At 56.8% G+C, this 15,763-nt stretch carries 17 protein-coding genes; 15 read left to right on the forward strand and 2 right to left on the reverse strand.

Annotated features, from left to right (window positions below):
* Positions 1 to 102 precede the first annotated feature (102 nt).
* From AC2FIC_RS08835 to AC2FIC_RS08855, 5 genes are all read left to right on the forward strand, one after another.
* Positions 103 to 774 carry a hypothetical protein gene (locus AC2FIC_RS08835; RefSeq protein ID WP_142633066.1) on the forward strand — a complete coding sequence of 224 codons (672 nt, stop codon included), beginning with the start codon at positions 103 to 105 and terminating at the stop codon, positions 772 to 774.
* Positions 775 to 812: 38 nt separating this feature from the next.
* A complete protein-coding gene (locus AC2FIC_RS08840; protein ID WP_142633068.1) occupies positions 813 to 2,135 on the forward strand; it encodes a PQQ-like beta-propeller repeat protein in 1,323 nt (440 codons plus the stop codon).
* A 48-nt stretch (positions 2,136 to 2,183) separates the two neighbouring features.
* Complete coding sequence (gene der, locus AC2FIC_RS08845) at positions 2,184 to 3,647, forward strand: ribosome biogenesis GTPase Der (protein WP_142633070.1); 1,464 nt, start codon at positions 2,184 to 2,186, stop codon at positions 3,645 to 3,647.
* Between the two features lie 165 nt (positions 3,648 to 3,812).
* Positions 3,813 to 4,799 carry a fatty acid desaturase gene (locus AC2FIC_RS08850; RefSeq protein ID WP_496692366.1) on the forward strand — a complete coding sequence of 329 codons (987 nt, stop codon included), beginning with the start codon at positions 3,813 to 3,815 and terminating at the stop codon, positions 4,797 to 4,799.
* 38 nt (positions 4,800 to 4,837) lie between these two features.
* Positions 4,838 to 5,377, forward strand: a complete 540-nt coding sequence (locus AC2FIC_RS08855; RefSeq protein ID WP_496692365.1) for a helix-hairpin-helix domain-containing protein — start codon at positions 4,838 to 4,840, stop codon at positions 5,375 to 5,377.
* 57 nt (positions 5,378 to 5,434) lie between these two features.
* On the opposite strand, the gene serS is transcribed toward AC2FIC_RS08855, so the two are convergent.
* Together serS and AC2FIC_RS08865 are read right to left on the reverse strand one after the other, a co-directional pair.
* Entirely contained in the window at positions 5,435 to 6,727 is a 1,293-nt protein-coding gene (gene serS, locus AC2FIC_RS08860; protein ID WP_496692364.1) for a serine--tRNA ligase, read from the reverse strand.
* A 72-nt stretch (positions 6,728 to 6,799) separates the two neighbouring features.
* A complete protein-coding gene (locus AC2FIC_RS08865) occupies positions 6,800 to 8,461 on the reverse strand; it encodes a mechanosensitive ion channel family protein (protein WP_496692363.1) in 1,662 nt (553 codons plus the stop codon).
* A gap of 202 nt (positions 8,462 to 8,663) precedes the next feature.
* Here AC2FIC_RS08865 and yajC point away from each other — a divergent pair, with 202 nt between their 5' ends.
* From yajC to AC2FIC_RS08915, 10 genes are all read left to right on the forward strand, one after another.
* Positions 8,664 to 8,951: a preprotein translocase subunit YajC gene (gene yajC, locus AC2FIC_RS08870; RefSeq protein WP_142633080.1), complete on the forward strand. Its 288-nt coding sequence runs from the start codon at positions 8,664 to 8,666 to the stop codon at positions 8,949 to 8,951.
* Positions 8,952 to 8,984: 33 nt separating this feature from the next.
* Positions 8,985 to 10,646, forward strand: a complete 1,662-nt coding sequence (secD, locus tag AC2FIC_RS08875) for a protein translocase subunit SecD (RefSeq protein WP_496870137.1) — start codon at positions 8,985 to 8,987, stop codon at positions 10,644 to 10,646.
* Between the two features lies 1 nt (position 10,647).
* Entirely contained in the window at positions 10,648 to 11,622 is a 975-nt protein-coding gene (secF, locus tag AC2FIC_RS08880) for a protein translocase subunit SecF (protein ID WP_282021836.1), read from the forward strand.
* Positions 11,615 to 12,361: a TSUP family transporter gene (locus tag AC2FIC_RS08885; protein WP_496692362.1), complete on the forward strand. Its 747-nt coding sequence runs from the start codon at positions 11,615 to 11,617 to the stop codon at positions 12,359 to 12,361. Before secF ends, AC2FIC_RS08885 begins: the two co-directional genes overlap by 8 nt.
* Before the next feature lie 9 nt (positions 12,362 to 12,370).
* Positions 12,371 to 12,724 carry an Mth938-like domain-containing protein gene (locus tag AC2FIC_RS08890; RefSeq protein WP_142635082.1) on the forward strand — a complete coding sequence of 118 codons (354 nt, stop codon included), beginning with the start codon at positions 12,371 to 12,373 and terminating at the stop codon, positions 12,722 to 12,724.
* A 113-nt stretch (positions 12,725 to 12,837) separates the two neighbouring features.
* The gene (gene ccmA, locus AC2FIC_RS08895; protein WP_496692361.1) at positions 12,838 to 13,452 is read left to right on the forward strand and encodes a heme ABC exporter ATP-binding protein CcmA; all 615 of its coding nucleotides are present in this window, start codon (positions 12,838 to 12,840) and stop codon (positions 13,450 to 13,452) included.
* Positions 13,449 to 14,105 carry a heme exporter protein CcmB gene (ccmB, locus tag AC2FIC_RS08900; protein WP_496692360.1) on the forward strand — a complete coding sequence of 219 codons (657 nt, stop codon included), beginning with the start codon at positions 13,449 to 13,451 and terminating at the stop codon, positions 14,103 to 14,105. Before ccmA ends, ccmB begins: the two co-directional genes overlap by 4 nt.
* A 61-nt stretch (positions 14,106 to 14,166) precedes the next feature.
* Entirely contained in the window at positions 14,167 to 14,940 is a 774-nt protein-coding gene (locus AC2FIC_RS08905) for a heme ABC transporter permease (protein WP_142633092.1), read from the forward strand.
* On the forward strand, positions 14,937 to 15,095 hold the full coding sequence (gene ccmD, locus AC2FIC_RS08910; RefSeq protein ID WP_185956600.1) for a heme exporter protein CcmD: 159 nt from the start codon (positions 14,937 to 14,939) through the stop codon (positions 15,093 to 15,095). The genes AC2FIC_RS08905 and ccmD overlap by 4 nt, the downstream gene beginning before the upstream one ends.
* Complete coding sequence (locus AC2FIC_RS08915; protein WP_142633094.1) at positions 15,088 to 15,627, forward strand: DsbE family thiol:disulfide interchange protein; 540 nt, start codon at positions 15,088 to 15,090, stop codon at positions 15,625 to 15,627. The genes ccmD and AC2FIC_RS08915 overlap by 8 nt, the downstream gene beginning before the upstream one ends.
* Positions 15,628 to 15,763 lie beyond the last annotated feature (136 nt).

Here is a 15,763-nt window from a genome sequence, read left to right on the forward strand (position 1 = left end):
TCCGCAGGTGGGGGAATTGTATGAAATCGGACCCTTGGCTTGGCAATGGCAGCGGGGTATGACATTGCCCAATATCACAGAACACAAGCCCGGGGAGCAGGGATGAGCGACGTCGACAGTTTCATTGATGAGGTGACCGAAGAGGTGCGCCGCGACCGTCTGTTCTTGCTTTTGCGCCGTTGGGGTTGGGTTGGCGTAGTGGCGGTTGTTCTGATCGTTGGTGGTGCCGCGTTCAACGAACTACGCAAGGCGCGCGCAACCAGTCAGGCACAGGATCTGGGAGATGCGATTCTGGCCGCTATGGCACAGAATGAGTCCGCCGATCGTGCCGATGATCTTGCCTTGGTACCTGCACCAACACCCGGTGGAGATGCGATTGTAAAGATGCTGCTTTCTGCCTCGCAGACCGAAATCGAGTCCGGGCAGGGCGCTGTTGAGAGTCTGAACGCCATTGCGGTTCAGGGTGATCTGCCTGAAATTTACCGGGCCATCGCGACCTTCAAGGCATTGCTGCTGCAAAGCGAGACAATGCCGGTAGCAGACCGGCGTCAGCAATTCGAAGCGCTGGCCGTGCCGGGAGCCCCATTGCGGTTGCTGGCAGAGGAGCAACTGGCACTGATCGAAGTGTCCGAAGGTCAAGTCGATGCCGCCATTTCCCGTTTGCAGGCAATGCGGCAGGACGCTGAAATCGGCGTAGATCTGCAGCAACGCGCAACACAGTTGATTGTTGCGCTGGGTGGTGAACCGGAACCGCTGGTCGCACGGCAAAGCTGAACCGGTAGAAAATAAATGACAGGCAAGTTCGGAGTATCATGGTGATTAGTCTCTTCCCCCGTATTGGGTTGCCGGTCGCGGTTGTTTCCCTGACATTGCTGGCGGCTTGTCAGGAGCCCGAGGTCATCCTGCCCGGAGCTCGTGAGGACATCCGACCCACATCCGACAATGAAACGGTTGAGACCCAGGGGGCCAAGCCGATCAGCCTTCCTGCCCAGACGGCCAATGCCAACTGGTCACAAAGCCCGGGAACCGCGGCGTATCGGACGACAAATGCCTCTTTGCGTAATACTCCACAGAAACTGTGGTCAACGTCGATCGGTGATGGAGATTCGCGCAAGCAGCGCATCACGGCCGAGCCGGTCGTTGCAGGTGGTTTGGTCTACACGCTGGATTCCGGAGCGACCGTTTCAGCGGTCTCACCGCAGGGGCAGGTTGCCTGGAGTACAGATCTAATCCCTGGCACCGACGGGGATTCAGATGCAACTGGCGGTGGATTGGCCTATGCCAATGGCGTTCTTTATGTGTCTTCTGGTTTTGGTCGCCTGACCGCTCTGGATGGCAAAACCGGTGCCATTCGTTGGCAAAAGCGCCTGAATGCTACGGGCAGCGGCTCACCTCTGATCAATGATGGCCTGCTGTATCTTGTCGCCGGAGATGAAATCGGATGGACGATTGATACAAAAGATGGGCGCATCCTCTGGCAGGTTCAGGGCACCCCAAGCGTTGGCAATGTGTTGGGCGCGCCTGCGCCGGTGATTGCCTCGGATTTCTCGGTGTTTGCATTTGGCTCGGGCGATATAGCTGCAACGTTCCGCAGAGGTGGTATTCGCCGCTGGAACGCGTCGGTTGCTGGTGGGCGTCGCGGGCGCGCCGCAGCGCAGATCGTTGACGTAACAGGCGGCCCGATGGTGGTCGGCGATACCATCTATATCGGCAACCATTCGGGCCGCACCGTGGCATTCGATTCCACTTCGGGTGAGCGGAGATGGACCGCGGATGAAGGTGCCGTTGATACGGTTTGGCCGGCTGGAAACAGCATCTTCCTGATTAGTGATCGCAGTCAGTTGGTGCGTTTGGATGCTTCGGATGGCTCGATTGTGTGGGCGCAGGACTTGCCTGGATTCGTCAAGGACAAGCCTGGTCGGCGTGGCGCAATCTATGCGCATTACGGGCCGATCATGGCCGGTGGGCGTATCGTTGTTGCATCGAACGATGGTTATCTAAGGTTCTATAACCCGCTCGACGGCACGCTGGTTCACCGCGTCGAGGTTCCCGGCGGTGCCACTACGGCGCCAGTTGTTGCCGGGCAAACCTTGTACGTCGTTTCGACCAAAGGTGAACTGCACGCTTTCCGTTGACGACAAGATGCGCTAAAGGGCGCGTCTGAGTCTTGAAAGTTGAGTAACATGTCCCTGACCCTCGCTATCGTGGGGCGCCCCAATGTGGGCAAATCCACTTTGTTCAACCGCCTCGTCGGCAAACGACTGGCATTGGTCGACGACCAGCCAGGTGTTACGCGCGATTTGCGCGAAGGCGAAGCGCGTCTGGGCGATCTGCGCTTTACCGTTATTGATACGGCGGGTCTTGAGGATGCGACAGACGACAGCCTTGAAGGCCGGATGCGACGCCTGACCGAGCGCGCCGTGGACATGGCTGATGTGTGCCTGTTCATGATCGACGCGCGTGTGGGGTTGACGCCCACAGATGAGATGTTTGCCGAGATTCTGCGCAAACGATCGAAACACGTGATCCTTGCGGCCAACAAAGCCGAAGGTTCGGCGGCTGATGCCGGTGTGCTCGAAGCTTATAATCTGGGTCTGGGCGAGCCGGTCCGCCTGTCGGGTGAACATGGCGAGGGGATGACCGATCTTTACGCACATCTGATGCCTCTGGCGGATGCTGCTGCGGAAAAAGCGATCGAAGAAGCGCCCGTAACTGATATCGAGCTTGATGAAGACGGCGAAGCCGTAACCCCGTTGATCACCGACGCCAAGCCGTTGCAAGTTGCCGTTGTTGGTCGCCCGAATGCCGGAAAATCCACCCTGATCAACAAGATCGTTGGCGAAGATCGCTTGTTGACCGGACCCGAGGCCGGGATCACACGCGATGCAATCAGCCTGCGGATCGACTGGGCCGACCCCGAGGGTGAAAGCACGCCGATGCGGATCTTCGATACGGCGGGGATGCGCAAAAAAGCCAAGGTACAGGAAAAACTTGAGAAGCTTTCTGTATCGGATGGTTTGCGTGCAGTAAAATTTGCCGAGGTTGTGGTGGTGTTGCTGGATGCGGCGATTCCGTTTGAACAGCAGGATCTGCGCATCGCGGATCTGGCCGAACGCGAGGGCCGAGCCGTCGTTGTCGCCATTAACAAATGGGATATCGAAGAGGACAAGCAGGAAAAACTGCGCGATCTGAAAGAATCATTCGAACGTCTTCTGCCGCAGTTGCGCGGCGCGCCACTGGTCACGGTTTCCGCCAAAACAGGGCGGGGGCTTGAGCGCCTGCGAGCTGCTATCCTACGCGCCCATGATATCTGGAATCGCCGTGTGCCGACTGCTGCTTTGAACCGTTGGTTGATCGCAATGCTGGAACAGCACCCGCCGCCAGCGCCGCAGGGTCGCCGGATCAAGCTGCGGTATATGACGCAGGCCAAAACCCGCCCCCCTGGATTCGTGGTTATGTGTTCGCACCCCGACAAGATGCCTGAAAGCTATAACCGTTATCTGGTCAACGGCCTGCGTGAGAGTTTCGATATGCCCGGGACCCCCATCCGACTGACCTTGCGCGGACAGGGAGACAAGAACCCTTATAAGGGACGGCGTAAGAAAAACGCAGGTGCCTTGGCCAAACATTTGAAGGGACGCGCGTAACTGCGCCAATCTGTTGCATTTTTCATCTCGGGGCGTGACAGCCCTTTGATGGCGCGCTAGCATTCGCTGGCGCGCTTTTGTTTCCAAGCGTGTCGCTTGTTTGCGGGAAGACCGCACCCATTTTTAGAATCACATTGCAACGGGCCATTGTGGGGAGCCGACGGAATGGATTTGAGAGAATACACACGTCAATACGCGGTTCAGGACAATGGATTGGCCGCGATCAGCTACTTTGGGACTTTCGCGGTCTATTTCTCATCGTTGGCATTAGCCATCATCTATGTGGACCGCTGGTACGTCATGATGCCTGCCGGGGTGGTTTTCGCGTTTTCCGCTGTTCGCCTTTACGTGCTGCAGCACGATTGCGGGCATCATTCGCTATTTGAAACGCGTGCACAGAATGAATGGGCAGGGCATGGGCTTTCCCCGTTCACTTTCGCTCCATTCGAAGTGATGAAGCAAAACCACAACCTGCATCATTCCGGCATCGGCAATCTGGAACATCGTGAGACCGGCGAAATTCATACCATGACCGTGAGGGAATGGAATGCGGCGAACTGGTGGTCGCGGCTGTATTATCGCCTATACCGCAACCCGTTTGTGCTGGTACCGGTCGGAGCACTGTTTACTTATTTCATTCGCTACCGCTGGCCCAAGAATACGGTGCGGTTCGGCGTCAAAGGCGTGCTGCTGCACAACCTGTCGATCCTGATATTCCTGGGCCTGCTGTATCTGATCGCCGGTGCGACCGGTATTTTGGTTTGGGTGGCCTTTTCCTTCCTTGGCGGGATGCTGGGAGTTTTCCTAGTCTATCTTCAGCATAATTTCGAAGACACATACTGGGACCGTCGCCCAGATCTGGATCCGAAATTGGCTGCGCTGCAGGGGTCGTCGGCGCTGGATTTCGGCTGGTGGTTTGATAATGCGGTGGCCTGCATCACATTGCACGACATACACCACTTCAACGCGCGCATCCCGTCTTACCGGCTGCGGGAATGCCACTATAACCTGCCGTCCGAGTATACGCCGCGTCGGATCAAATTCCCCGAGGCGGTAGCGGCTTTGAATCTGAAACTTTGGGATGAGGACACTAAACGGCTTGTGCCTTTCCCGCCCAAAGATCAATCCCGGAGGCTGGCCCATAGCAGCTAGCCGATACCCGCACTGATGTGAGAAGGAAGGGAACTTTGATGACTGCAGTGACCGATGTTAAGGGGGTAGGCGAGGTGCTTGGGCAAGCGTTGATTGCCAATGGCTTCAAGACCGCAGAAGACCTTGCGAGCGCGAAACCCGCAGAGCTCGTCAAAGTTCCCCGCATTGGTGTGGCACGGGCACCGGTTCTTATAGCGGCGGCGAAAGCAGCTGTTTCAGCCAAAACCACGACTGCGCGCGCGGCAACCAAGCGCCCAGCTGCTCGGAAGGGCGTTACTGCCGCCGCCCGGAAGCGGGCTGAGGAAACCGCCCAGAAGGCTGCTGAAGAGAAAGCCGCTGCTGAAGCCAAAGCGCGAAAAAAGGCCAAGGCAAAAGCCAAGGCTGAGAAAGCTGCCAAAAAACTGCTGGAAATGGAGGCCGCATTCTCAAAGGCAAAGGACAAGGTGAAAGCCAAAGCCAAAAAGGATAAAAAGTCCAAAAAGGACGACAAGAAAAAAGATCAAAAGAAACAGGACGCCAAAGAGAAAGTCGGCAAGAAGAAGAGTAAGAAAAAAGATAAGAAAAAGGCGAAGAAGTAGACCTCCTCCGCCTTTTGATTTTCTCAGGACCGGCGCAGTTGGTTAGCGCCGGTTTTCTTATGCCAGCGTGCCGTCCCGCTGTAAGGTCAGTTTGCCGCCAAGATAGGGGGCCAAAACCTTGGGCAAGGTCACGGTACCATCGGCGTTCTGACCATTTTCCAGCACGGCGATCAGGCAACGACCGACAGCTAGACCGGAGCCGTTCAGTGTATGGACGTATTCCGGTTTGCCACCCGCTTCGGGGCGGAACCGCGCGTTCATGCGGCGGGCCTGAAAATCACCACAAGTCGAGACCGAACTGATCTCGCGATAGGTATCCTGTCCGGGCAACCACGCCTCGATGTCATAGGTACGGCGCGCGCCAAAGCCCATGTCGCCCGTACACAGGATCACGGTGCGATAGGGGATGCCCAGCTTTTCCAGAATACCCTCGGCACAGCGCAGCATGCGTTTTTGTTCGTCGTCCGATTTGTCCGGATGGGTGACCGAGACCATCTCGACCTTTTCGAACTGGTGCTGGCGCAGCATCCCACGGGTGTCTCTGCCAGCGCTGCCAGCCTCGGACCGGAAGCACAGGGAATGCGCGGTATAGCGGCGAGGCAGATAGCTTTCTTCGATCAGCGTTTCATTGACGATATTGGTCAGCGACACTTCGGAGGTTGGGATCAGCCACCAGCCTTCACGGGTCTGATAGCTGTCCTCGCCAAACTTCGGCAGTTGCCCGGTGCCCTGCATCATTTCGGACAGAACCAGAACCGGGCCGTTGACCTCGGTCAGTTCGTTTTCGTTGATATGTGTGTCCAGCATGAACTGTGCCAATGCGCGGTGAATGCGGGCTACGCCACCGGACAGCAGCACAAAACGCGAGCCGGACAGTTTCGCGGCGGTCTCAAAATCCATACCGGTCTGGACGGCTTCGATCTCAAAATGCTCTTTGGGCGCAAAATCCAGTGTGGGCGGAGTGCCCCAGCGGTTGACTTCGACATTGTCGTTTTCATCCGCGCCTTCGGGCACATCTTCGGCGGGCAGGTTGGCGATGCGGATCAGTTGATCGGTCAGAAGGGCGTCCAGATCCTTGGCCTCGGTCTGCATCTGGGCAATCTCGGCCTTTTTCTCGGCGACCAGCGCGCGCAAGCGCTCGAACTCGACCTCATCGCCACGCCCCTTGGCCGCGCCCACCTCTTTAGAGGCTTTGTTCTGCTCGGCCTGAGCGGTTTCGGCGGCCAGAATCTTGGCACGGCGGCTTTCGTCCAGGCGCAACAGGTCCGACGACACCGGCGCGTCCCCACGGCGCGCAAGGGCGGCGTCGAAAGCGGCTGGGTTTTCGCGTATGGCGCGGATGTCGTGCATGGTTCAGGTCCTTAAATGCGTGAATCACTGAACCTGCTTATGCACCATATGAAAGGCAGGGTGTAGCACCGGTTACGACTTATCCGTTCCCTCGTGTGCTTCATGTGCCAGATGGCCATCCCAGCCTTCAGTGGGGATTTTCGGCTCGGGTGGATCGGCGATGTAAGACGGGGTCATAATCTGCACATTGTTCTCATTGAACACAGCCACAATATTGCGATGCAGGTCTGACCGAATTTTCGGGATGATGCTGCCCCGCGTAGTATAGCCGTTGATCTGATAATTGATCGCATAGTCGGCCAGAGCGGTCCACAAAACGAATGGTTCTGGCTTTGCCTTGATTGCCTTTGTCCGGCGCGCGGCTTCGATCAGCATCGCTTCGACCTTCTCCGTAGGCTCCTCATAGCCGATACCAACAGTCGTATGCAGCAACAGCCCGCTACCATCTGTTTTCTTTGAAAAGTTGATCACATCCGAATTCATCAACTGCGCATTTGGGATCGAGATCAACTCGTTCTTGATCGACTTCAGGTGGGTCTCCATCAGCTTGATCCGTACAACGTCGCCGATGTGGTCGCCGATCTGGATGCGATCGCCGATCGAGGTTGAGCGGCGGTAGATCACAAACAGCCCAGCCAGCATGTTGGAGACCACCGAATTCGCGCCAAGCGATAGCATCGCACCCACCAGAATAGTCAGCCCCTGAAACGCTGCGGAATCCGAGCCTGGGATATAGGGTACTGCAAACACCAATGCGATCAGGATGACCAAAACGCGGGCAATGTTGAATGTCGGGTTTACCCAATGGCTTTCAAAATCGCCCAGTTCGAATGTGCCGGCCTCGACCGCGTCAAAGAACACGCGCATCCCTTTGATGATATACATCGCCAACCAGGCGATCAGCGCCAGCATGATAAGGTTGGGGATATAGCTGACCACTCCTTTGAAGATCAGCAGAACCGGTTCGGTCAGATAGGTCAGCAACAGCTGAGCGAAATACCGGGTTTCGGCAAAGGAAAGCAGAACAAAAGACAGGTAGTAGTAAAAGCCCAGAAAGAAGACGACCAGCAATATGAAGTTCAGACCGTAACTGACGAGGGCTGCAATGGCTTCGGCTTGAACGCTTTTGGCTGTTGCCGTTTCCACGTCCTTCAGATGGCGCGATACGAATTTCAGCGTACGCCGTCTGATGCGCCGGTGCAGCCACAGAATAAAGGCGATGAATACGGCAAACCCCAGCGTCCAGCCCAAAGCCTCAAGCGCGCCGGATACACGCGCCTGTTCGGTTCGGTTTGCGCGGTAAGCGACAATCGCATCATGGATGGCCGAGCCATGGAGATAAGTGATGACGTCCAGCTCCATCTGGTCCATTTCGGCATCGGCGACGGTGACCGTCGATACCGGCACGCCATCAACCAGAATACGCGTGCCCAGTTCCGTATCCTCATAAGTGATAGTAACTTCGGGATTTTCCGAGGACAGGGCCACTTGAATAATGTTGTTCTGAACGGTCTCGGCCCGTTCGGGCGCGGGCAGGGCGCTGGATCCGCGCAGGAAAAACAGGCTTTCGCCGTCGATGATGACCGGCGCTTTGAAATTCTCTGATTGTTCAGAGGTTTCAGGCGTTTCGATTGGCGCATCCTGTGCTAGCGCCATCGCTGTGCTGAACATAATCCAGACAAGCGTGAACCAGATGCGCGAAAGCGTGCCAAGCGTTTGGATTAATTGAATCATCGGTCCTCCTGCCGGCCAACTATATCCCAGCCGAGCCCGGATCAAAGGACCGATCTGCGACCCCGGCGTATTTCTTTGATCATTATGAGCCAATCATTGTAAAAACCTGTGCTGCCATTCCTTGCAAACAGGTGGTTCAGAGAATAGGTTCTCGCAAAATTTGCGGAGCATTTTCGCAGTACCAAACCAAAAGGAATGTCCCATGGAAGGTGGCGCAATCGCCCAGTTTCTCCCGCTGATCCTGATTTTTGCGATCATGTATTTCCTGCTGATCCGTCCGCAGCAGAAGAAAATGAAGGAACATCAAGCCATGGTCGAGGCCGTGCGCCGGGGCGATCAGGTCGTTACCCAGGGTGGGCTGATTGGTAAAGTGGCCAAGGTCAAAGAAGGCGATAACGAGATCGAAGTCGAAATCGCCGAGGGAGTCAAAGTCCGCGTGGTTAAATCGACCATTTCGCAGGTTCTGAACAAGACTGAGCCGGCGAAGTAACTTCGCGATATAATCCCTTGAAAAGGCAGGGTAATGCTGCAAATTGATACCTGGAAGCGGGTTCTGATCTGGCTGGTCTGCGTGACTGGCTTGCTGATGGCCCTGCCGAATGCGTTTTATACGCGCGTTGAACAATCCAATGACGCCAAGGCGGCGATTGAGCTTGGCGTCGACACTCCTGAAATGCAGGCCGAGGCGGCGCAATGGCCGAACTGGCTGCCGTCGTCGCTGGTCAATCTAGGGCTGGATCTGCGTGGTGGCGCGCATCTTTTGGCCGAAGTTCGGGTGGGTGACGTCTACGAATCCCGCATGGACGCCATGTGGCCCGAAATTCGGGATGCGCTTCGGGACGAACGTGCCACTGTGGGCACCATCCGTCGCCAGGACGCGGCGCCTGATGAGATTCGCCTTCGCATCAGTCAGCCCGAGGGCATGTCCCGCGCGCTGGAGGTTGTCCGCGGTCTGGCCCGTCAGGTGCAGACCCTCAGCGGTGTAGGGGCCACGGATATCGAGGCTCGCGCCGAAGGTGATACGATCATTGTACAACTTTCTGAGGCCGAGAAGCTGGCGTCAGACGACCGCACCGTGCGTCAATCGCTGGAAATCATTCGCCGTCGGATTGACGAGGTGGGCACCCGCGAGCCGACCATCCAAAGGCAAGGCACCGACCGTATCCTGATCCAGGTGCCAGGTATCGGCAGCGCAGGAGAGTTGAAAGAGATCATCGGCACGACCGCGCAACTGACCTTTAACCCCGTTGTTGGGCGCGGAACCGACCCCGATGCGATAGCGGGCTTTGGCGAAGAGGTGGTGCCGTCGATTGACGAAAATGGCGTCTATTACACGTTGGATGCCGCGCCTGTTGTAACGGGCGAGGAACTGGTCGATGCGCAGCCCGCGTTTGACCAGAATGGCCGCCCGGCGGTGAGTTTCCGCTTTAACACCTCTGGCGCGCGCAAATTTGGTGATTACACGCTGGAAAACATCGGGGCACCCTTTGCCATTGTTCTGGATGACGAAGTGATCTCAGCCCCGGTGATCCAAAGTCATATCCCCGGCGGGTCTGGTATCATCACCGGTAATTTCACCGTTGAGGAAAGTACAAATCTGGCTGTCCTTTTGCGCGCAGGGGCACTGCCCGCCGGGCTGGAGTTTCTGGAAGAAAGAACCATCGGCCCCGAGCTGGGCCAGGACAGTATCGACGCGGGTAAGGTGGCAACCGTCGTGGCCTTTGTCGCGGTGCTGACATTCATGGCGCTCAGCTATGGCCTGTTTGGTATCTTCGCCAATATTGCGCTGATCATCAACGTTGGCCTGTTGTTCGGTCTGCTTTCCCTGATTGGGGCGACGTTGACCCTGCCTGGGATCGCGGGGATCGTTCTGACGGTAGGGATGGCGGTGGATGCCAACGTACTGATCTTCGAGCGTATCCGAGAGGAACTGAAATCTGCCAAAGGTCCTGCCCGCGCGATTGAGCTGGGTTATGAAAAAGCGCTGTCGGCCATTCTGGACGCCAACGTGACCACCTTCATTACCGCTGTAATCCTGTTTGCCATGGGCAGCGGGCCAGTGCGCGGGTTCGCAATCACTTTGGGTCTGGGTATTCTGACCTCGGTCTTCACCGCGATCTTCGTGACGCGCCTGATGATCGTGATTTGGTTCGAACGCCGCCGTCCGAAAACGATCGAGGTTTGACATGAGACTGAAACTCGTACCCCAGAATACCTCGTTCGATTTCTTCAGTCGCTGGAAGATCTGGCTGGGTATCTCGGCCTTGATGATGATTGTCGCGTTTACGTCATTCATGCTGCAGGGCCTGAATTTCGGCATTGATTTCCGTGGAGGGACCACCATTCGGACCCAAAGCGCGCAGGAAATCGATGTCGGCACATATCGTGACGCTATTGCGCCGCTTGGACTTGGCGACGTGACGATCACCGAGATTTTCGATCCGAGCTTCGGGCCAGATCAACATGTCGCGATGATCCGCATTCAGGCGCAGGATGATGCTGAGGCTGTCAATGCGGCCACGATTGAACAAATTGGCGAAGCTCTTGCCGCAGCGGACCCCGGGTTGAAACTGCCCTTCGAAAGCGTCGAATCTGTAGGACCCAAAGTCTCGGGAGAGCTTATCCAGACCGCCGTAATCGCGGTGGTGCTCGCCATTGGGGCGGTGCTTGTCTACATCTGGCTGCGGTTTGAATGGCAGTTTGCGCTGGGGGCTGTCGCTGCGCTGGTGCATGACGTCATCCTGACTATCGGCATCTTTTCCGAACTGCAGATCCGCTTTGATCTGGCGATCATCGCTGCGCTGCTGACCATCGTGGGCTATTCGTTGAATGATACGGTGGTCGTGTTCGACCGGGTGCGCGAGAACTTGCGGAAATACAAGAAAAAGGACCTAAAGGAGGTTCTGAACCTTTCGATCAACGAAACGCTCAGCCGGACAGTCATGACCTCTGTCACCACCTTGCTGGCGTTGATTTCGCTCTATGTTCTGGGTGGGGATGTGATCCGCGGGTTTGTCTTTGCTATGATTTGGGGTGTGATCGTAGGTACCTATTCGTCCGTCTTTGTGGCCTCAACCATCCTGTTGTGGCTGGGCGTCAAGCGCGACTGGTCCAAGCCATCAAACACTTCTGGCAACCAGTTTGCCAACATCGATGCCTGAGTATTTTGGCCAGTCCCCCACAGGGCTGGCCATCATAGTTTTTGCTGCCTTTCTTGGCGGTGTAGTGCGCGGCTTTTCCGGATTTGGGACCGCCCTGATTTTCCTGCCAATCGCAACCCAATTCCTTGATCCTTTCAAGGCGCTGACGTGCCTGACAATCATGGATATTCTGGGCCCGCTGCCCAACCTTCGCCGGGCCTGGCGCGAGGTCGACAGGGGTGATCTGGTCCGTCTGGTGGGAGGGTGCGCACTCGCTCTGCCATTGGGGCTGTGGTTGCTGACCACGGTCGATCCACATGTATTTCGCTATACCGTTAGCCTGTTGGCGTTTCTTATGCTGGCTATTCTGGTGTTCGGTCTGCGCTATCACGGTCATGTCAGCCGCAGAATGGTTTTGGGAATAGGAGGCGCTGGTGGGTTTTTGGGCGGTGTCGCGGGCCTGCCGGGACCGGCCGTTATCTTGTTCTATATGTCTCGACCTCTGCCCGTGGCCGTGATCCGTGCGACGATCCTGTTATACCTGTTCGCCTTTGATTTTCTGCTGCTCGGGTACCTGACTGGCATGGACCGTATCACGCTGCCTGCTGTGATATTGGGTCTGGCTCTGGCGGTCCCCAATCTAGCTGGTAATTGGCTGGGCGGTTGGATGTTCCGGCCCGAGCGGGAAAAGCTGTATCGTGCCGCTGCGTATCTGGCGATAGCGCTTGCAGCCTTGTCGGGCCTACCGCTTTGGGGCTAGATGCCTCCTATGCGTATGAATGAAATCTCTTATGACAATGCGGCCCCTGTTGACGGATATGGTCCTGGGTTTTTCCGCATCGGTGGTCAGGTCTATGACGGGTCGGTGCTGACCGGCCCGGCAGGATCAGCGAAATGGGGCGGGTACGACGACAGGGATGGTCTGTTGAAATTGGCGGGTCAGGTCGATGTGCTGTTTATCGGAACCGGCGCTGAGCTGGCCCATATTCCTTCTGATCTGCGCGCCGCCTTGGAAGATTCGGGGATCGGGGTTGAGATCATGAACTCTCCGTCCGCGTGCCGCACATACAATATCCTGTTATCCGAAGGGCGCCGTATTGCACTGGCGCTGCTACCGGTCTGATCGGATTCTTTTCCTCTGGCCTTGCGCTTAGATGCCACCCAAATACGTTGCTGTCGGTATGCTGCGGCAAATCCCGCCTTTTGCCTCTGACGGCAATAGGATAAGCGGGATTCATGACATTGACCGTGACCGACCTGTCGATCGCCCGAGGGGGCGTTCCTGTGCTGGAAAATCTCAGCTTTTCGCTGGAGCCCGGAAAGGCGCTTATCCTGCGCGGGCCGAACGGGATCGGTAAAACAACGCTGCTGCGAACGCTGGCGGGCCTGCAGCCTCCGCTTGAGGGGCAGATCGACGGGGCTGAGGACCGGATCGCCTATGCCTCACATTCCGACGGACTCAAGCCGACTCTGACCGTGGTGGAAAACCTGTCGTTCTGGGCGCAGGTCTTCGGCAGTCACAGCATTCAACCGGCCCTGGATGCGTTTGCTTTGACTGAGCTGTCGGATCGCCATGCAGGCAATCTGTCGGCAGGCCAGAAACGTCGATTGGGGTTGGCGCGGATGTTGGTCACCGAACGACCGATCTGGATGTTGGATGAGCCCACTGTGTCGCTGGATAAGAATGCAGTGCAGATGTTTGCTGACGCGGTGCGCGCGCATCTGGGGCAGGGTGGGTCTGCCCTGATTGCCACCCATATCGACCTTGGTCTGGACGGAGAGGTCCTGGATGTGGGGCCCAACAAGGCTAAACCGAAACCTGTCGATGATCTCGACGGAGGTTTCCTGTGATCGCCCTACTTTTACGTGATTTGAAACTGGCCTTCCGTGCGGGCGGTGGGTTTGGCCTTGGCCTGGCATTTTTTCTTATCGTCACCGTGCTGGTGCCTTTTTCAGTTGGCCCGCAATCCGCGTTGTTGTCCAAGATTGCACCTGGCGTGCTATGGCTGGGGGCGCTTTTGGCCTGCCTTCTGTCACTTGACCGGCTGCTTGCGCTGGATTGGGAGGACGGCTCGCTCGACCTATTGGCGACGGCGCCCCTGCCGTTAGAAGCGGTCGTAACGATCAAGTCTTTGGCGCATTGGCTGACTACGGGCTTGCCACTGGTTCTGGCCGCGCCCTTCCTGGGCGTTCTGCTTAATTTGCCTTTGCCCGGCTTTTTCTGGCTTGTCGTCTCACTTTTGATTGGCACGCCCGCGATGAGTGTCATCGGAACCTTTGGCGCCGCTCTTACGGTCGGCTTGAAACGCGGCGGATTGCTGCTGTCGCTTCTTGTGCTGCCTCTTTATGTACCGACATTGATCTTCGGGGCCGAGGTCGCGCGCCGCGGCGCAACCGGAATGGAAACGCAGACACCCTTGTTGATGCTGGCTGGGATCACTGCGGCGACGATTGCCCTGTTACCTTTTGCCAGCGCCGCTGTGTTGCGCATTAACCTACGGTGACACAGTGTAACTTTGACGGATGTCAATTGAGAATGAACCCGACTCGGACTAGATAAGGCCCATGTCTATCGCAGCCAAAGCCAATACCCTCTGGGAATATGCCAATCCGCGCAAGTTTCTTGCCACCAGTGAACGGGTGATGCCGTTCTTCTGGGGCGCGGCTTTGGTTTGCATCGTCATTGGTCTGGTGTGGGGATTTTTCTTCACACCCGATGATTACAAGCAGGGATCGACCGTCAAGATCATTTACCTGCATGTGCCCGCCGCACTGATGGCGATTAACTGCTGGCTTATGATGCTGGCGACCTCTCTGGTTTGGCTTGTTCGCCGTCATCATGTCAGTGCGCTGGCTGCGCGCGCGGCCGCACCTGTGGGCATCGTGATGACATTGATTGCGTTGGCAACCGGGGCGATTTGGGGGCAGCCCATGTGGGGCACCTGGTGGGCCTGGGATCCACGTCTGACCTCATTCCTGATCCTGTTCCTCTTCTATTTGGGCTATGTCGCCTTGTGGGAGGCGATCGAAGACCCTGATACGGCTGCTGATCTGACCTCGATCCTGTGTCTGGTGGGGTCGGTCTTTGCTATCCTCAGCCGTTATGCGGTGAATTTCTGGAATCAGGGGCTGCATCAGGGCGCTTCTGTCCTGCGGGCTGGTGCCGTGACTGGAGCGGATACCGAAGAGAAGGTCAGCAATATCTATTTCTATCCTCTGCTGCTCTGCATTGTCGGGTTCGTGTTGTTGTTCATCGCCTTGGTACTTTACCGCACGGGTACTGAAATTCGCACGCGTCGGACCAAGACTCTGCTGGCGCGGGAAAGGGCAAACGGATGATCCCTGATCTTGGAAAATATGCCGATACGGTGCTCTGGTCCTATGTGGTTTCCATCGGGCTTTTGCTGGCGCTGGTTCTGGTCAGCGTGATGCGGGGCCGCAAGAGCCAGGCTGAATTGGAAAAAGTTGAACAGAGGATAAAGCGCAATGGCTAAGATCTCGCCCCTGATGATTGCGCCTCCGTTGATATTTGGTGCCTTTGCTGTACTTGCCGGTATTGGCATGTTCCGTGATGATCCAAACGCTTTGCCCTCGGCCCGTGAGGGCCAAACCGCGCCACCGGTTGTATTAACAGATTTTGCAGGCAAGCCACAATTTGACGACGCAACGCTGCGCGATGGACAGATCAAGCTTGTGAATTACTGGGCCAGTTGGTGCGCGCCCTGCCGGGTAGAGCACCCGAACCTGCAGGCCCTGTCGGATGAAGGCATTCCTGTCTACGGTATCAATTATAAGGACAAGCTGGAAAATGCCGAGGCATTCCTGAACGAACTTGGTGATCCCTATACGGGTATCGGCCGGGATGAACAGGGACGCATGGCGCTGGACTGGGGCGTTTACGGCGTACCGGAAACCTATGTGGTCGACGGCGACGGAACCATTATCCTGCGCTTTGCTGGGCCGATTACCCAGCGCGTCATCGAAGGAACTATTCGGCCCGCTTTGGAAAAGGCTAAGGCCGATTAACGCGGCCGGGTGAGGGAAGAAACACCAGTCTTCTGAATGATCTGGTCACAATCATCCATCTTGGTGCTGTCACCGTAGCCCCTCTGGTTGGGCAGACCCAAGTAGGAGGTTGGTGAAAACGCCAGGCACAGCATCC

This window comes from Ruegeria sp. CDSC079 (assembly GCF_059610505.1).